Origin of the sequence: Pseudovibrio sp. Ad5 (assembly GCF_001623095.1) — a bacterium.
Taxonomy (GTDB): Bacteria; Pseudomonadota; Alphaproteobacteria; order Rhizobiales; family Stappiaceae; genus Pseudovibrio.
The window spans coordinates 352,089-369,977 of sequence record NZ_LMCH01000066.1 but is presented as its reverse complement, the minus strand read 5'-3'; the positions used below and the strand labels follow the sequence as shown (position 1 = coordinate 369,977).

The 17,889-nt window shown below is 51.6% G+C and carries 15 protein-coding genes; 12 read left to right on the top strand and 3 right to left on the bottom strand.

Annotated features, from left to right (window positions below; all coding sequences use genetic code 11):
• The first annotated feature begins 58 nt into the window (after nt 1-58).
• From PsAD5_RS26815 to pnp, 6 genes are all read left to right on the top strand, one after another.
• Nucleotides 59-706, top strand: coding sequence for an RNA-binding protein (locus tag PsAD5_RS26815; protein WP_082596804.1), 648 nt, complete (start codon nt 59-61; stop codon nt 704-706).
• A 7-nt stretch (nt 707-713) separates the two neighbouring features.
• Nucleotides 714-3,734 carry a translation initiation factor IF-2 gene (infB, locus tag PsAD5_RS26810; protein ID WP_063286348.1) on the top strand — a complete coding sequence of 1,007 codons (3,021 nt, stop codon included), beginning with the start codon at nt 714-716 and terminating at the stop codon, nt 3,732-3,734.
• A 107-nt stretch (nt 3,735-3,841) separates the two neighbouring features.
• Nucleotides 3,842-4,279, top strand: a complete 438-nt coding sequence (gene rbfA, locus PsAD5_RS26805; protein ID WP_063294304.1) for a 30S ribosome-binding factor RbfA — start codon at nt 3,842-3,844, stop codon at nt 4,277-4,279.
• A 98-nt stretch (nt 4,280-4,377) separates the two neighbouring features.
• The gene (gene truB, locus PsAD5_RS26800) at nt 4,378-5,355 is read left to right on the top strand and encodes a tRNA pseudouridine(55) synthase TruB (RefSeq protein WP_063294303.1); all 978 of its coding nucleotides are present in this window, start codon (nt 4,378-4,380) and stop codon (nt 5,353-5,355) included.
• Between the two features lie 309 nt (nt 5,356-5,664).
• Entirely contained in the window at nt 5,665-5,934 is a 270-nt protein-coding gene (gene rpsO / locus PsAD5_RS26795) for a 30S ribosomal protein S15 (protein WP_057463067.1), read from the top strand.
• Nucleotides 5,935-6,308: 374 nt separating this feature from the next.
• On the top strand, nt 6,309-8,447 hold the full coding sequence (gene pnp, locus PsAD5_RS26790; RefSeq protein ID WP_063294302.1) for a polyribonucleotide nucleotidyltransferase: 2,139 nt from the start codon (nt 6,309-6,311) through the stop codon (nt 8,445-8,447).
• Between the two features lie 66 nt (nt 8,448-8,513).
• Here pnp and PsAD5_RS26785 read toward each other — a convergent pair whose 3' ends face one another.
• Entirely contained in the window at nt 8,514-9,398 is an 885-nt protein-coding gene (locus PsAD5_RS26785) for a DMT family transporter (protein ID WP_063294301.1), read from the bottom strand.
• 914 nt (nt 9,399-10,312) lie between these two features.
• On the opposite strand from PsAD5_RS26785, the gene dapB reads away from it, so the two are divergent.
• The 5 genes from dapB to PsAD5_RS26760 all read left to right on the top strand — a co-directional run bounded on the left by dapB (nt 10,313) and on the right by PsAD5_RS26760 (nt 14,455).
• Nucleotides 10,313-11,128: a 4-hydroxy-tetrahydrodipicolinate reductase gene (gene dapB, locus PsAD5_RS26780; protein WP_063286353.1), complete on the top strand. Its 816-nt coding sequence runs from the start codon at nt 10,313-10,315 to the stop codon at nt 11,126-11,128.
• A 215-nt stretch (nt 11,129-11,343) separates the two neighbouring features.
• On the top strand, nt 11,344-11,967 hold the full coding sequence (locus PsAD5_RS26775) for a 2,3-bisphosphoglycerate-dependent phosphoglycerate mutase (RefSeq protein ID WP_057463063.1): 624 nt from the start codon (nt 11,344-11,346) through the stop codon (nt 11,965-11,967).
• Nucleotides 11,968-12,457: 490 nt separating this feature from the next.
• Nucleotides 12,458-13,171, top strand: a complete 714-nt coding sequence (locus PsAD5_RS26770; RefSeq protein ID WP_063294300.1) for a DUF6065 family protein — start codon at nt 12,458-12,460, stop codon at nt 13,169-13,171.
• A gap of 28 nt (nt 13,172-13,199) precedes the next feature.
• Entirely contained in the window at nt 13,200-13,751 is a 552-nt protein-coding gene (locus PsAD5_RS26765; RefSeq protein WP_063294299.1) for a pyridoxamine 5'-phosphate oxidase family protein, read from the top strand.
• A 95-nt stretch (nt 13,752-13,846) separates the two neighbouring features.
• Entirely contained in the window at nt 13,847-14,455 is a 609-nt protein-coding gene (locus PsAD5_RS26760) for a 2,3-bisphosphoglycerate-dependent phosphoglycerate mutase (RefSeq protein ID WP_063294298.1), read from the top strand.
• Nucleotides 14,456-14,561: 106 nt separating this feature from the next.
• On the opposite strand, the gene PsAD5_RS26755 is transcribed toward PsAD5_RS26760, so the two are convergent.
• Nucleotides 14,562-15,572 (bottom strand): adenosine kinase, encoded by a 1,011-nt coding sequence (locus PsAD5_RS26755; protein WP_063294297.1) that lies wholly within the window; start codon nt 15,570-15,572, stop codon nt 14,562-14,564.
• Nucleotides 15,573-15,655: 83 nt separating this feature from the next.
• Nucleotides 15,656-16,546, bottom strand: a complete 891-nt coding sequence (locus PsAD5_RS26750) for a prephenate dehydratase (protein WP_057463058.1) — start codon at nt 16,544-16,546, stop codon at nt 15,656-15,658.
• Nucleotides 16,547-17,103: 557 nt separating this feature from the next.
• On the opposite strand from PsAD5_RS26750, the gene PsAD5_RS26745 reads away from it, so the two are divergent.
• Nucleotides 17,104-17,652 (top strand): c-type cytochrome, encoded by a 549-nt coding sequence (locus tag PsAD5_RS26745; protein ID WP_063294296.1) that lies wholly within the window; start codon nt 17,104-17,106, stop codon nt 17,650-17,652.
• Nucleotides 17,653-17,889 lie beyond the last annotated feature (237 nt).

Below are 17,889 nucleotides of genomic sequence, written 5' to 3'. Positions count from 1 at the left end.
TTCTACATCCCCGTAACTGAATGAAAAATAACAACAATAGTAGGGTTGGGAATACGAAGTGCCGAGAAAAAATGAGCCGACAGAACGAACCTGCGCGGTCACGCGTGAAGTTCTACCGGTGACAGACCTTCTCAGATTCGTTATGGCTCCTGACAAAACTGTTGTAGTTGATGTGAAAGGCACCCTCCCGGGACGTGGGGTTTGGGTGTCGGCAAAGAAGTCTGTTTTGCAGGAAGCGATAAAAAGGCGCGCTTTCTCGAGAGGCTTTAAGGAGCAGGTAAACGCTGAAGACGGTTTGGCCGACCACACCGACAAACTGCTGGAGCAGGCAGCTCTGGGCGCACTGTCCATGAGCCGAAAAGCTGGCAACCTACATGTTGGCTTTTCGAAAGTCGAGGCAGCTCTCAAAAAGGAGAGTGTTCTTGCTCTGGTGCACGCCACTGAAGCCTCTGAAGATGGTGTGCGTAAGTTGGCGGCCCTAGCCGCTTCTAGATTTGGCAAGGTGGATCGTCTCAGCGTGATCCGCCTGTTTAACTCGGAACAGATGAGTACGCATCTGGATCGGGATAACGTTATACATGCTGTACTGCTGGCCGGCGAGGCAGGCAGAAACTTCGTGAAGCACGCGCAACGCCTTGCGCAATTCCGGGAAGTTTCTGTCATGGCTGACGACGACGGTACAAAGGGTGCAGTGGCGCAGGACTGAAGGCAATATGAGCGATACCAAAGACAACCACGACAATCCCACCGGCGGGGAAAAGAAAACGCTGGGCCTCAAACGCGGAGGCAGTGTTGAGAAGGGCACTGTTAAGCAGAGCTTCTCCCACGGCCGCTCCAAGGCAGTCGTCGTGGAAAAGAAGAAGCGCCGTGTAGTTGTGCCGGGCCAGGAAGGCTCCGCGGCACCTGCACCTGCTGCAGCTTCCTCTTCAACTCCTGCAGCCTCCCAGTCACGCCCGGAAAAGCGTCAGGGACAGCAGCAAGAGCGCGGTCCTCAGCAAGCTCGCCGTGGTGCGGGTGATGCTCAGAAGCGCGGTGAAGGCGGCGGTCGCGGTGGCAACCGTAACAACAATAACAACCAGCGTGGCGGTCAGCGTCGCGGTGGTGGTGGCGGTCAGGGCGGTGGTGCCGTTCTGAAAACCTTGACCAAGGGTGAAGCAGACGCACGTCTCGCAGCGCTTAAAATGGCTAAGGTTCGTGAAGTCGAAGATGCTAAACGCCGCGCTGAAGAAGCAAAGCGTCAGGAAATCTTGGCTGCACAGCGCGCTGTAGAAGCAGAAAAACAACGTGTAGAAGACGAAGCTCGCGCTAAGCGTGAAGCTGAAGAAGCTGCTGTACGTGCTAAGGCCGAAGCTGAAGCGAAAGCGAAGCGTGAAGCTGAAGCGGCTGCAAAAGCTGCTGAAGCTCCAAAGCCAGCACAACGCGAAGAGCGTCCGGCACGTTCTGGTGATCGCCCTCAGCGCAGTGGCGATCGTGGCCCTCGCCCAGGTGGCGACCGTGGTCCTCGCCCAGCAGGTGATCGTGGTCCACGCCCGGCAGGTGACCGTGGCCCTCGTCCAGGTGGTGACCGTGGTCCACGCCCGGCAGGTGACCGTGGTCCACGCCCGGCAGGGGATCGAGGTCCTCGTCCAGGTGGTGATCGTGGTGGTCGTCCACCAATGCGTGATGGCAAGCCGCCAAACCTTAATGGTCCTCGTCCAGGTGGCGGGCGTCCAGGTGGAATTTCTGCAGCTCCGGCAGAAAGCATGGAAACTGGTAAGGAAGTGAGCAAAAAGGCTCTAAAGCCTGCGCTACGTCCTAAAAAGCCTGTTGTGGCTGCTAAGCCAACACCTAAAGGCAACGATGACCGCCGTAAGTCAAAACTAACGATTACCCGCGCCACTGGTGGTGATGAAAGTCGTAATCGTTCACTGGCATCCATGCGCCGTCGTCGTGAGAAAGAAAAACGTAAGGGTCAAAAGGTTGTTCGTGAGAAGGTAGCGCGTGAAGTTGTGCTTCCGGAAGTGATCACCATTCAGGACCTTGCTCAGCGTATGTCTGAACGTGCTGTTGACGTCATCAAACTGCTGATGAAGCAGGGCCAGATGATGAAAATCAACGACGTGATCGATGCTGATTCCGCTGAACTGATCGCCGCAGAGATGGGTCACACCGTAAAACGTGTGTCTGAAGCTGACGTGGAAGAAGGTCTCTTCACCGTTGAAGACAACGACACTGATCTGTCCAACCGTCCACCGGTTGTTACAATCATGGGTCACGTTGATCATGGTAAGACGTCCCTTCTCGATGCGCTCCGCAAGGAAAACGTTGCTTCCGGTGAAGCTGGCGGCATTACACAGCATATCGGTGCATACCAGGTCGAGCAGAATGGCCAGAAGGTCACCTTCATCGATACTCCTGGTCACGCAGCGTTTACTCAGATGCGTGCTCGTGGTGCTAAGTCCACTGATGTTGTGATCCTCGTGGTTGCTGCTGATGATGGTGTGATGCCACAAACCAAAGAAGCTATTGTTCACGCAAAAGCTGCTGGCGTTCCGCTCATCATCGCGATCAACAAAATGGATAAGCCAGGCGCTGACCCTTCCCGCGTTCGCAACGACCTTCTTCGTGAAGATCTGGTTGTAGAAACCATGGGTGGTGACGTTATCGATGTTGAGGTCTCTGCTAAAGAAGGCACTAACCTTGATAAGCTGATCGAAATGATCCTGCTGCAGGCTGAGGTTCTTGAGCTGAAAGCTAACCCTAACCGTGCCGCTGAAGGTACCGTTATCGAAGCTAAGCTTGACGTAGGTCGCGGTCCAGTTGCTACCGTTCTGGTTCAGAAGGGTACACTCCGGGTTGGTGATGTTGTCATTGCTGGTTCCGAATGGGGTCGTGTTCGTGCGATGCTTGATGAGAATGGCAAGCCAGTTAAGGAAGCTGGTCCTTCCAAACCGGTTGAAGTTCTTGGCTTCCAGGCGACACCATCCGCTGGTGACATGGTTGCAGTTGTAGAAAACGAAGGCCGTGCTCGCGAGATTTCCGAATATCGTCACCGCCAGAAGCGCGACAAGATGGCAGCACGTATTGCTGGGTCTCGTGGTTCTCTGGAAGCGATGATGAAGGGCTTGCAGGAAGAAGGCAAAAAAGAATTCCCGCTCATCATCAAATCCGATGTGCAGGGTTCCGCCGAAGCAATCCAGGGTGCGCTTGAAGAACTTGGCAACGACGAAGTTGGCGCGCGTGTTGTGGCAGCTTCCGTTGGTGGTATCACCGAGAGCGACATCACTCTGGCGATTGCGTCCAAAGCACCAATCATGGCGTTCAACGTTCGTGCAAACAAACAGGCTCAGGAAGCTGCGCGTCGCGAAGGCGTCGAGATCCGCTACTACAGCGTGATTTACGACCTCATCGACGATGTGAAGTCCACTATGTCTGGTATGCTTGCTCCAGAACGTCGCGAAACCTTCCTCGGTTACGCAGACATCAAAGAAATCTTCAACATCACCAAAATCGGTCGTGTTGCAGGTTGTCTGGTCACCGAAGGTGTCGTTCAGCGTGGCGCACAGGTTCGCTTGCTGCGTGACAACGTCGTCATCCACGAAGGTGAGCTGGGTACACTTAAGCGCTTCAAAGACGAAGTCAAAGAAGTTGAATCCGGTGTTGAATGCGGCATGAACTTCACAAACTACAAGGATATGCGCGTCGGTGATGTCATCGAGTGCTTCCAGGTAGAAGAGATCGCTCGCTCCCTCTAACAGAGTGAAGAGCTAAACGAGCGAAATGAACATTCAGCAGCGCCGGCGCGGATTTATCCCCGTCGGCGCTCTGTTGTTCCAAACTCAAAGCAAATTGAGAGATAAAAATGGCAAAAGCACGCGATGAATTTGCAGGTCAGCCGTCTCAGCGCCAGTTGCGTGTAGGTGAGATTGTCCGCAAAGAACTGTCAGACATTCTGACACGTGGTCGGATCACCGATCCTGAACTTGACGGTGTTATTATCACGGTCCCGGAAGTACGCATGTCGCCTGATCTGAGATGGGCTGACGTTCTCGTCATGCCTATGGGTGGTCGCGATATTGATGTTGTCCTCGCTGCACTTAAACGCAACGCGAAGTACCTTCGTGGGCAGGTCGCTCGACGCGTCACAATGAAATACACTTGTGATCTACGTTTTGTAGCCGATACGCGTTTTGACGATGATGATCTGATTACTCGACTGCTGCATGAGCCTGGCATCCGTAAGGATTTTGCTGATGGCGGCATCGATGACGATGATGATCAAGGTGATGACCGCGACTAAGCTTTACAGAGCATAATGCCAAAGATGAAGTCGTGGGTTTCAGACCAGAGTACGCGCTCAGAAGCGCAACGCATGCAAAGAATTAAGAGCTGAGAAGTATGGCGCGCAAACAGCAGCGACGTAGACCCCGTTTCCCTGTAAACGGATGGCTTGTGTTGGATAAACCTCTAAACCTGACCTCCAATGATGCATTGGGGCAGTTGAAGAGGATTTTTCATCCTGAAAAAGTCGGACACGCAGGAACGCTTGATCCGCTTGCGACCGGCTGTCTGCCGATCGCCTTTGGGGAGGCCACCAAAACAGTTCCATACATCATGGATGGACGAAAGGTTTACCGCTTTGAGGTGACCTGGGGCACGCAAACCACCTCTGATGATGCTGAAGGCGAACCGGTCAAGACCTCCGATGTGCGCCCAACACACGATGAGATCCTCGTGGTTCTGCCTGAGTTCCGTGGCGCCATTGAACAGGTTCCGCCAATTTTCTCCGCAATCAAAGTTGACGGAAACCGCGCTTACGATCTTGCCCGGGAAGGCGAAGACGTAAAGCTGGATGCACGTACGATTGTGGTGCATCGCTTGGATCTGGTCGAGTGTCCAGATGAAAACCGTGCGGTTTTTGAAGCTGAATGCGGCAAGGGAACCTATGTTCGCTCACTGGCCCGTGACCTTGGTGAACGCCTTGGTACATGTGGCTATGTCACTGACTTGCGCCGGTTGCTGGTAGGACCCTTCGGTGAAGAGCAGATGGTTACCCTGGATGAACTTCGTGCTGCTAAAGAAACTATGGCGGTAGAAGTTGAAGAAGGTGAAGAGCCACCTGTTCTCGACCCCCACGAAAACTCAGAACTGATCGGACACATCAAGCCAGTTGAAGTCGCACTCCACCAGTTTGCAGAGGTGCCAATCACCTCTGATGCTGCGGCGAAGGTAAAGCGTGGTAATCCTGTTTTACTACGTGGCGCAAATGCACCGATAGGCCCCGAGGAAATCTATGTGGTTTCTGGAGGCAAGCTGATTGCTTTTGGTGAAGTCTCAAAAGGTCAGTTCAAGCCAAAGCGAGTTTTCAATCTCTGAAGCCTTTCTGAAAGTGGAGCGCCACACGTGAATGTAAATCATCGCGGGGCGCAATCGCTGAAAGGCAAACTGTTCTAAGGGGATTTATGGCTGCAAGCCCCTTAAGATTCTTCTGGTTTTTTGAGAGTTTTTCAGTCATAGTCCCGCCGCTGGGAAGCTACTGCTTACCCGGTTATTATGTGTTGGCCTGACCCTGCTAGACGACATCTTGGCACGGCCCGAGCTCAACACATAGCTCTGTAAAAGAGCGCATGCCTTCTGGGCATTTAATAAGAGGCAGTATGACTGCCATTAGATAAGGAAAAATCGATGTCGATTACGCCTGAAAAAAAAGCTGAACTGATCAAAGAATTTGCGATCAAAGAAGGTGACACTGGCTCTCCGGAAGTACAGGTTGCTATCCTTACGCACCGCATTACAGTTCTGACTGACCACTTCAAGGGTCATAAGAAAGACAACCACTCACGTCGTGGTCTTCTTAAAATGGTTGCACTTCGTCGTAAGCTCCTTGACTACGTTAAGGGTAAAGACGTTGCTCGTTACCAGTCCCTGATCGAGCGTCTGGGCATTCGTCGCTAAGACGAAGAATTCAAAGCGCGGCAGCGAAAGCTCGCCGCGTTTTCCTTACCCTCTCCTATTTCCAAGGTATTTCGGGAAATTGCGAGAGGTATATTCTGGATCAGATCGTTCTCTTCCAGAATGAACGCAGGCGAATGAAGACCTGGCAGGATTGCCAGAAGCTTACAGCGTATCTCCCAAAAGTGGAGGCCGGTTTTTGGTCAAAGGTACGCACAATCAAACAAAAGCTTCTCGCTGTCTTGCCTGCAATCGTTCGACCTGAAAAGGCATCGCGCCCTTGGTACTCAAGGAGTTGGTGCGCGCATTGCCGGCAAATGACAGCCTCAAGTTTGATGACGACCATCAGGCACTGAGGCGAACGTTAGGATAAAGATATGTTTGATATACATCGCGTGGAAGTAGATTGGGGCGGACGTCCGCTCATCCTTGAAACCGGCAAGGTTGCCCGTCAGGCAGACGGCGCAGTCATCGCAACATACGGCGAGACAAAAGTTCTCGCGACAGTCGTGTCCGCGAAGACCGCAAAGCCAGGTCAGGATTTCTTCCCACTTACCGTAAATTATCAGGAAAAGGCATACGCTGCTGGCCGCATTCCAGGTGGCTTCTTCAAGCGCGAAGGCCGTCCTTCCGAGCACGAGACCCTGACATCCCGTCTGATTGACCGTCCGATCCGTCCGTTGTTCGTAGATGGTTACAAGAACGAAACTCAGGTTGTTCTTACTGTTCTGTCTCATGACCTCGAGAACGCTCCAGACATTCTGGCAATGGTTGGCGCATCCGCAGCACTCACCATCTCCGGCGTTCCATTCATGGGCCCAATCGGTGGCGCTCGTGTTGGTTACATCAACGGCGAATACGTTCTGAACCCAACAGTTGACCAGATGGAAGAAACCGATCTGGACCTGATTGTTGCAGGTACGAATGACGCTGTTCTGATGGTTGAGTCCGAAGCTCAGGAACTGACCGAAGAAGTAATGCTCGGCGCTGTGATGTTCGGTCACAAAGGCTTCCAGCCAGTGATCGACGCTATCATTCAGCTGGCTGAAAAAGCTGCTAAAGAGCCACGTGAACTGAACCTGCCAGATCATTCTGAGCTGTTCGGTAAAGTTCAGGAGCTGGCTGCTGAAGAACTCGGCGCTGCTTACTCCATCACTGTTAAAACAGAGCGTAAAAACGCTGTTGATGCTGTGAAGGCGAAAGTTGTTGAAGCTCTTGTAACTGGTGAAGAAGGCGCTCCTGACGCGACTGTCATCTCCGACCTGTTCAAAAAGGCAGAAGCTGCTATCGTTCGTGGCCGTATCCTGGATACTGGTTCCCGTATCGATGGCCGTGACCTTTCCACTGTTCGCTCTATCGTTTCTGAAGTTGGCATGCTGCCACGTGCACACGGTTCTGCCCTGTTCACACGCGGTGAAACTCAGGCAATGGTTGTTGCAACATTGGGTACAGGTGAAGACGAGCAGTTCGTTGACAAGCTCGAAGGCACCACCAAATCTGCATTCATGCTGCACTACAACTTCCCTCCATACTCTGTAGGTGAAGCTGGTCGCATGGGTTCCCCAGGACGTCGTGAAATCGGTCACGGTAAACTGGCATGGCGCGCTGTTAACCCAATGCTGCCTGCACACCATGATTTCCCATACACCCTGCGTGTTGTTTCCGAAATCACTGAGTCTAATGGTTCTTCCTCCATGGCTTCCGTTTGTGGTGCATCCCTGTCCCTGATGGACGCTGGTGTTCCTCTGAAGGCTCCTGTGGCTGGTATCGCAATGGGTCTCATCAAGGAAGGCGAGCGCTTCGCAGTTCTCTCCGATATCCTTGGCGACGAAGATCACCTCGGCGATATGGACTTTAAAGTTGCAGGTTCTGCAAACGGCATCACTGCACTGCAGATGGACATCAAGATCGACGGTATCACCGAAGAGATCATGAAAGTCGCTCTGGAGCAGGCTAAAGGCGGTCGCGTTCACATTCTTGACGAGATGGCAAATGCAATCACCGAAGCTCGTTCTGAGCTGGGTGAGCATGCTCCACGCATCGAAGTGATCAAGATCCCAGTAGACAAGATCCGTGAAGTGATCGGTTCTGGCGGTAAAGTTATCCGCGAGATCGTTGAAAAGACCGGCGCGAAAGTGAACATCGAAGACGACGGCACCGTTAAGGTGGCTTCTTCTGACGGTAAAGCGATTAAAGCTGCTCTCAACTGGATCAACTCCATCGCTGCTGAGCCAGAAGTTGGCGTAATCTACGAAGGCACAGTTGTTAAGACTGTTGACTTCGGCGCATTCGTAAACTTCTTCGGCGCACGCGACGGTCTGGTTCACATCTCCCAGCTGGCTCCACGCAAAGTTGCGAAAGTAACTGACGTGATCAAAGAAGGCGACAAAGTCTTCGTTAAGCTGATGGGCTTTGATGAGCGCGGTAAAGTTCGCCTTTCCATGAAAGTTGTCGATCAGGAAACTGGCAAGGAAATTCCTCGCGAAGAAGCTGCTCCAGCTCCTGCAAAAGACTAAGCTTTTCTAGCTAAATTCAAAAAAAGGCCGGTTCAGAAATGGACCGGCCTTTTTCTTGTTTCAAGCTCACTCTGCGGCGCTCTTAGAGGTCTGCCCCTTAAGTCGTGAATGACCTGCCAAAATATACAGCCCGCTCAGTACAATAATCGCGGAGCCTGCCAGTGTCATGGCGTCTGCGGTCTCGTCAAAAATCAGGAAGCCGAGCAGGAGGCCAAAAAGCAATCGGGAGTACCGAAAAGGGGTGACGACGGACACCAGCCCGGTGCGCATGGCAACCGTAAGCGAGTAATAAGCCCCGATGCCCACGAGTGTGCCTGCTGCGATGACCAACCCGCTGAAGAGATCCGGCCAGACAAACCCGCCAGACCAGAATGAGTAAGCTGCACCAGTTGGGATAAGCACCGCAAAGCCGTAAACACCAAGCTGCATGTTGGAAAGGGCTGGGGGAGCCGCTCGCGTTGCCAAATCACGACCAGCAAAGCCAATCATACCGATGATGGCAAGAATCGAAGTCACCTGAAAACTTTCCGAACTCGGTTGGATAATCATCAGCACGCCAATGAAACCGATCAGGATCGCAAGCCACCGCTGCCAGTTCACGCGCTCGCCAAACAACACGGCAGCGCCTAGAGTGACTGTAATTGGAGTGGCTTGAAGAATGGCAGAGGTGCTGGAAAGCGTGTTCAGCGCCAGTGACAGCAGGAAAAACAGCCGCCCCGTAATCTCAAAAATCGCACGCGCGTAAAGTGTTGCCTTCAACGCTTCCGGCGTAAAAGCCCGTTCACCGCGTCTCCAGGTCAACAGCAAAAAGCCGAATGTGCCGCCGATACCAAACAACATCAGTGTTTGCCCAACGGGCACTGAAGCCGTCGCCGTCTTAAGCAGCGTATCCTCAATGGCAAACCCCAGCATTGCAAGCACCATCCAGGCGCTGCCGCGTATATTATCCATAATAGTATCCCCTTGCGGGAGCAGCTGCCTGGGTCTCGGAAACGCGTGAAAACGCAACCCTGCTGCATTTTTAAGTTCTGTAAAGATGAAAGCGCATTCTCGAAAAAAGATCTTGGTTTTCGAGCAGGAGTACGCGTTAAAACAAAGATTTAGAGTCTGATGCGTGCATGGTGTGAACACACCGTACTCTGAGTAAGCTATCCGCTATCTTAGCGCAAGAATATGAGTTTCACGCGGGTTTCTATTCCGGTGGACTTGAGAATTCCTCATAGCTGGAGCGGTTTTAGCACCGCGCGGCTTTGCCGGCGGTGTTGAGTTGAACCCCGAAAGTTCGGGAGTGAGCAAGGCGAGCAGGCAGTGCCTGCGCATTGTAAGTAAATTAGTTTCTTCGGCATTGGCTGCTCGCCTTGCCCGGGCGTTTTTGTATGAAACAAGATCTCCTCCGAAAGGCATTGGGAGCAGGCACTGTCAGCAACAAGCACACCGGCCAGAGGCAAATGTGATTGTCGGTGATAGCTAAACGCCTGCCAGTGTAGACGCCCATCGGGTGACTAGCTTCCGCTTGGTCCCTGCACTAAAGACTTTCAAGGGGTGTTTCAACGAACCCGCCGGGTGATGCGTTACTTCACCCGGTAGCCCCGCCCAGCCCACGCCGCACTGATGGACGGTCCATCAGCTGCCCGAATACGTGAGCACAAAACTGAGAATAAGCGTGGTTCAGGGCAGGGGGATAAGTTTTATCAGATTTTTCGCAGGACAGGCCGTACATGACCAAGCATGAAACGAGCGCCAGTTGCACGAGATAGAGCAAACTCTGGGACACCAACTGCCATATGAGTTTGAAACTCTTTAGTGCGCCTGCTATACCCCTCCACACTATAATTTGAGGGGCTTTCGTAGGCTTGGGGGACGTGATGAGTGACATGCGACTGGTTGTTGTAGGCGCAGCAGGCCGAATGGGGCGTGCACTGGTACGCACAGTGACCGAAATGGACGGAGTTGTGGTGTCAGCCGCGATCGAGCGCAAACACTCCCAGTTTCTGGGCACAGATGCTGGCGAACTCGCAGAATGCGGTAAACTCGGCGTTGCAATCACCGATGATCTTGAGGCTGCATTTGCTGATGCTGATGGCGTGCTGGACTTCACCGTGCCAGAGGCAACGGTTGAATTTGCAGAAGCTGCAGCGCGTCATTCTATTGCGCACATTATCGGCACAACGGGAATGACGTCTGCCCAATCTACCGAACTTGCTCACGCCGCGACATCAGCCCGCATTGTAAAATCAGGCAATATGAGCCTAGGTGTTAACCTGCTCGCATGCCTCATTAAAAAGGCCGCTGCAGCTCTGGATGAAGATTTCGATATCGAAGTCCTGGAAATGCATCATCGGCATAAAGTTGATGCCCCATCAGGAACAGCATTGCTGTTGGGTGAGGCAGCAGCTGAAGGCCGGGGGATTGATCTTGAAACCCATAGTGTTCGCACACGAGACGGCATTACGGGTGAACGGAAAAGAGGCGACATCGGCTTTGCAACATTGCGAGGTGGATCTGTCGTAGGTGAACATACGGTGATGTTTGCGAGCGAGGGAGAGCGTATAGATCTCTCACATATCGCAACGGATAGACAACTGTTTGCTCGCGGTGCCGTGAAAGCAGCCCTCTGGGCGCACAATCAGCAACCGGGCCTGTACTCAATGGCTGATGTTCTCGGCCTGAATGATGAGTGACACACAATGCATGCTTGCTAGAGCGTGTTCTATTTGATTGGGTCCAATCAAATGACAAGACTTCGCTCCAACAAAGATGTTGGAGCGCGATGCGCAAACGTACATGAACGCGACGTGCTCTGATGAGCGATGAGCAAGACATGTGAAATGAGACTTGAAACAGTCCTTCCAAGACAACTGTTTTCAAGCAAACATAACCTCCTTAGGAGAGCTTAATGGAACGCCTTTTGGTTCTCGTCCGTCACGGACAAAGCGAATGGAATTTGAAAAACCTGTTCACTGGCTGGAAAAACCCAGACCTGACAGAACAGGGTGTTGAAGAAGCAACAACAGCCGGCAAAAAACTCAAAGAAATGAACCTGACATTTGATCTGGCGTTCACTTCTGACCTGCTGCGCGCTCAACACACTCTTAAGCTGATCCTTGGTGAGCTTGGTCAGGAAGACCTGCCAACATCAAAAGATCAGGCTCTGAACGAGCGTGACTACGGTGACATCACCGGCATGAACAAAGACGAAGCTCGTCAGAAATTTGGTGAAGAGCAGGTTCACATCTGGCGTCGTTCTTTCGACGTTCCTCCTCCAGGCGGTGAAAGCCTGAAGATGACTGCAGAGCGCACCCTGCCTTACTACCGTTCTGACATTCTTCCTAAAGTTCTCGAAGGTAATCGCGTGATTGTTGCTGCACACGGCAACTCCCTGCGTTCCCTCATCATGGAACTTGAAGGACTTTCACCTGAAGAAATCCTCAAGCGCGAGCTCGGCACAGGCAAGCCTGTTGTTTATCGCCTTGATGAAGAAGGTAAGGTTCTTTCTGTTGAGGACTTGGCAGAAGTTTAAGCCACCCTCAAAATTCAGAATCATAAAAAGCGGCTCTTCGGGCCGCTTTTTTATTTGGCTGAGTTGAGCTGCTCTGTAATGGCTGAATTAGAATTGTAAAAATATAAATATTATTCACACAAATAGTCTTTGTTAAAATACTAAGTATGTGAAATTAAATACACTTAAAATTATCAATAATAGATAATGCATGCGTCATTATTATTTACCTTGCGCTACGTAAGATTCGATGCAAGCCTCTCCATGCATACAGAAAATGTATGACCGCATTAATATATTAATTGAGAGGACAACCTATGAAGTTTTCAGTAGCAAACGACGGTCGCCCAGCATCTGCTCAAGCAAAGCCAGCAAAATTGAATGGTGGCCTTGCTCCAAAAGATGAAGAGAAAAAACCAAAATAATTTAATGTGTGAGGCAGTTTAGGCTGCCTCGCTTCATTTTTGCAGAGTGTTTTATCTGCGAGGGAATTCCTGTGAAGTTTGTAAGAATGGTCAAATCTGCCCCGGACGTTGTTAAGGCAGATGGAACGAACCTTGGCATGATGCCAGCCCGGGCAATGAAGTATTGTGAACCCCTCCTTACTGCTTCTCGTCAGGGCTACTATGTTTACCCGCCAGTAGATTTTTATCTGATGTGGACCGGATCTGAGGTCCTCTATCGGCTTGGCGCCGACGGCGAGTGGACCCTGCTGGATCGGTTGTATCTTACAGACTTCGTGGAAGACTACCAAAACTCCTGTCCGGAAGGGCTAGAGGACTACTACCCCCCATTTCTGGATGTGTTCCCTGAAGGTGACATCGTTCAGATCGGCGCTGGCTACAGCCTGATCGGCGATGAAGGCCAGTGTCATTGGGTCCGCGGCCCAATCAACCTGCCGTCCAATGCAGGTTATGATTGTTTTGAAGCGATGATTGACTCCAGCTGGTTCTGTTCACCGCTGTTCATCAATATAAAGCTGCGTAAACAGGATGTGCCAATCAGCTTCCCACGCCACCGGCCTTTGTTGCAGGTCGTGCAGTTGCCCAACACGATCCTGCCGAAGACACCGATTGTCCAACCGGAAATCGCTGAGATGGATAGCAGCTCCCAAGAGTTCTGGCAGGCATGGGCAAGAAGTTACGACAAACGCAATGGGGAGCGTTCTGGCAGCTACGCCAGCGAACAGCGCCGCATTAACACCCAATATGCAGTCGCCGACTAGTCGCTCCTGAAAAGGCATCAGAAAGCCGATGATCGTAGCCAAAAAACTGAACCGCAGATTTCGTCAGCATATTGAAGAGCAATCAATGTTCTTCGTCGCAACAGCTGCTGCCACAGGGCATATCAACCTGTCCCCCAAAGGCATGGATACCCTCAGGGTTTTAAGTGACGAGCGCATCATCTGGCTGAACCTGACTGGTATTGGCAATGAGACAGCCACCCACGTGCAAGATGATGGCCGCATGACCCTCATGTTCTGTTCGTTCGGCGAGCAGCGCCTCACGCTTCGGGTGTTCGGAACGGCAAAGGCCATTCATCCCAGAGATGAGGACTGGGCCAAACTGGTCGCTCAGTTCCCCGACCTGCCGGGGTGCAGACAAATCTTCGACCTTGATATCGAACTCATTCAGACCTCATGCGGCTCAACAGTCCCGCGCATGGATTTGGTTGATACGCGCGTTGAAAAAGAATTCCTGCCCTACTACGAGACGATGGATCGTGAGGAGTTGGAGAACTACTGGCGCAAGCACAACGCCACAAGTCTGGATGGTCTGCCCACCAACATTCTGGAGCCTGCCTGAAATCATCATTGGATGTTTTAACGAAAGTCGGGTTTAGAGCTGCAATTGAACCTATATAAGACACGCACACAAAGAAGATCTGAGAGGCGTGTTTTATGGGATTGTTGGTGTTGGTGCGCCACGGGCAAAGCGAATGGAATGCGCTGAAGGTTTTCTCAGGACAAGCCAATCCTGAGCTGAGTGCCAAAGGCATTGAAGAAGCCCGAAACGCAGGTCGTACTCTCCACTCTCAGGCGATCCAGTTCGATCTGGCCTATTCATCAGGCCTTAGGCGCGCCCGCAAAACGCTGGATCTCATTCTCGAAGAAGCTGAGCAATCTCATCTGCATGTCATTGAGGACAAGCTCTTCAATGAAAGGGCCTATGGTGATCTCACAGGCCTTCCTATCGAAAGCGCGGTTCAGGAACACGGCGTGGAGCAAGTGCACCAATGGCGCCACTCATTGCACGCCGTACCGCCCGGTGGTGAAAGTGTGGAGATGACGGCCAACAGAGCCCATGGTGTGTTCAAGCACCGTGTTCTGCCTCAGCTGATGAATGGAAAAAACGTCATCATCTCCTCGCACCGGAACACAATTCGAGGACTGATCTCGAAGATTTGCAAGCTTAATCAAAAAGAGACCGAGCGCATGCACATCAGCACCGCACAGCCGCTCTTCTTTCAGATAAACAGCGCAGAAGATATTCAGCAAATCAGCAAATAAAAAAGGCGGCCCGCAAGCCGCCTGAATTAATATTTTCAGTTCGCTCGAGCGTATTCCCGAAAAGTGGTCCCGGTTTTCGGATAAGAATACGCATGAAAATAAAGGGCTAGACCTTGAGCGTGAAGCCAGTCTGCTCTGCAATCTGGTTAAGCGGCTTTTCAGGGCGCGCACCAACGTGGCTGATAACCTCACCAGCACAAAGGCAACCCAGCTCGGCACAGTCGCTCAGGCTGAAATCACGCGCCAGACCAAAGAGGAAGCCAGACGCAAACAGGTCTCCAGCGCCTGTCAGGTCACGCACACCGCCAATAATAGCGGAAGCTGGCACATGTACAGTTTCCTCGCGAGAAATCGCCATAGCGCCTTCTGAGCCCAATGTCAGCGCGGTCAGTGTGCAATCCTCGCGCACCATCGCAATCGCAGTTTCAATGTCAGAGGTCTGGTAGAGCGCTTTGAGCTCATGCTCATTGGCAAACAGAATGTCGACTTTGTCATCGCGGATCAGTTCCAGGAACTCATCCCGGAAACGATCAACGCAGAAGCTGTCTGACAACGAAAGCGACACCAGCTGCCCTGCTTCATGGGCAACCTTGGAAGCTTCAAGAAACGCATTTTTCGCCGCTTCTTCGTCCCAGAGATAACCTTCCATGTAAGTGATCGCAGAATTGGCAACCACGTCGCGGTCGATATCAAACGCAGTCAGCTTGGTCGCTGCACCCAGATAGGTGTTCATGGTCCGCTCACCGTCCGGGGTGATCAGGATCATGGAGCGGCCAGACGCAAGATCATCACGCAGCGGGCCTGTGTTGAAGTGGGCGCCAATGCTGTTCATGTCATGGCGATAAACGTCTCCAACTTCGTCAGCTGCGACCTTGCCGATAAAGGCAGGCGCACCACCAAGCGAAGCGATACCAGCAGCAGTATTGCCTGCACTGCCACCGGAGATGCGGGTTGTTTGACCCATCAGGTCATAGAGGCGCAGCGCTTCGTCTGTATCGACCAGGCGCATGGAACCCTTTACCAAAGACTGCTCAACGAGAAAGCTATCTTCTACATGAGAGAAGACGTCAGTGATTGCATTGCCGATGCACAATGCATCAAACTTGAATTCAGACATGTAAAGTCCTTGTAACTAGCCCGGATCACAAGCGCCCGGAACGATACATAGGTGACTCACCGTTGGAGCAAGGCCTACAACTGTTATTTCCCTGGTGTAGGACGCAAAGCACGGTTAGCCTCAGGTTCCCGAATTTTTTCGCGGAACGGGCTAGCGTTGTACACCCCAAGAATATTCAGTTCAGTCGAATAAAACGCCAGCTCCTCAAGTGCAAGGGCTACGTTGGGTTCTTCTGGGTGTCCTTCAATATCTGCGTAAAACATGGAGGCGAAAAACTGACCTTCAAGCTGATAGGATTCCAGCTTCGTCATGTTGACGTTGTTGGTCGCAAAACCGCCTAACCCTTTGTAAAGAGCAGCAGAAACGTTTCGAACGCGGAAAATGAAGGTCGTGATGATCGGTTGGCCAGTGTTCGCAGTCTGCTTTTTCTCGCGAGAGAGGATCACGAAACGGGTCGTGTTATGGGCAGCGTCTTCACAATCACGTGCGAGGATATCCAGACCATAAACATCAGCCGCAAGCTCTGGAGCAAAGGCCCCGATTGTTTTGTCGCCACCTTCAACAACCTGGCGTGCGGATCCAGCTGTGTCAGCGCCAATAATCGGCTTAAGGTTATGATCGCGAATGAAGTTTCGGCATTGTCCAAGCCCCATGATATGGCTTTGAACACTCTTCAGCTCTTCCAGCTTGGTGCCTTTGATGCCCATCAGCTGAAACCGAATCGGCATGAAGTATTCGCCGATAATGTGCAGATTGCTGCGAGGAAGCAGGTGGTGAATGTCTGCAACGCGTCCCGCAACCGAATTTTCGATCGGGATCATGCCAAGTTCTGCTTCTCCGGTCTCGATCGCGTGGAAGCAGTCTTCAAAAGTCGCGCAAGGGATAGCTTGGTACTCTGGGTAAACGGCGTTGCACGCCATATGGGAGTTAGCTCCCACTTCTCCTTGAAACACGACTTTGCGCTGATCTGACATCACTATACTCACGGCAATTTAGAAACCTGATACATTTGAGGCTTCGCCAACAGTCGCGAAACAGCCCCTCGCACAAATTGCCCTAGATGTGAGGGATTGCAAACCTTAATAATACTCAGAGGCGAAACTTAAGGTGAAAAGACCTCAAGAATGAACGCGTTTACGGTCCTGTTGAGTGCTCTGCAATGAAATCCCCAGATCTAAAAGCGCTCTGGTGTGATATTTTGTCGCATTCTCTTGAGTTCAGGTAAATTGGTTGCGCTGCGCCTTCACTGCAATCTGAATTGGCCTGAGCGGGATATCCTCGAATAAATCAGTAGTTTATAGCCATTTTAAACTGCTGACCGGCGAGAGTTGTTGTGTTCCTTGGTTTTTTGAGCTCTCAAACATCAACCTGTGGTCCACATCACTGCAAAAGACCTAGGAAAAACACTAATTAAATTATGGACAAGTGCCCGAAAATAACTGTAGTTTCCCAGCAAAATACACATATCGAGTTAGGTGCCGTGCCTGCTGCATGAAGGCTAGCCTAACCAAATATTCGGAGCGTGTGAGCTATGAATTCGTTTGAACTGAACAAAATTGCCGGCGCAATTCTGTTCGCCTTGGTTGTATTCATGGGCCTGAATGTTTTGACGGAAGTCATCTTTGCGCCTCATGGAAACGAGAAACGCGGTTTTGAGATTGAAGTCGCTGGTGCCGACAACGGCGCAGGTGATGAAGCTGCGGAAGAAGTCAAGGTCGTCTCAATTGAAGAGCTGCTCACCACTGCTTCTGCGGATGCTGGTGCGAAACAAGCTAAAAAATGTGCAGCTTGTCACACCTTCGATCAGGGTGGAAAAAATAAAGTTGGCCCGGGCCTCTGGGGTGTTGTAGGTCGCGCACCTGCATCTCATGATGGCTTCTCTTATTCCTCAGCGATGCAGGAATTTGCGGCAAACAATCCTGAGTGGTCCTTTGAGCAGCTCAACGAGTTCATCAAAGCACCTAAGAAACATGTTTCTGGTACATCCATGGGCTACGCTGGTCTGAAGAAAGACAAGCCACGCGCTGACCTGATCGCTTACCTGCGTTCACTTTCAGACAACCCAGTACCGATCAATTAATATTGAATTGATATCCCTCCCACATATGTGAGGGTAGAATTGTTAAAGAGCCGGGATTTGATCCCGGCTTTTTTATTGTCTGAATTTGCGTGAATGCTAACCTTTTCCTCGTTTCTTCCAGTTAAATTTTTGTCATCTTGGCAAAAGACGTTGTAGCGGAAGTGTTTTCAGCCGTAATCTTAGTTTAAGTTTGGCTGAAAGCTGCAAGAAAAGTTCAATTTTCAGCGCGTGGTGTTT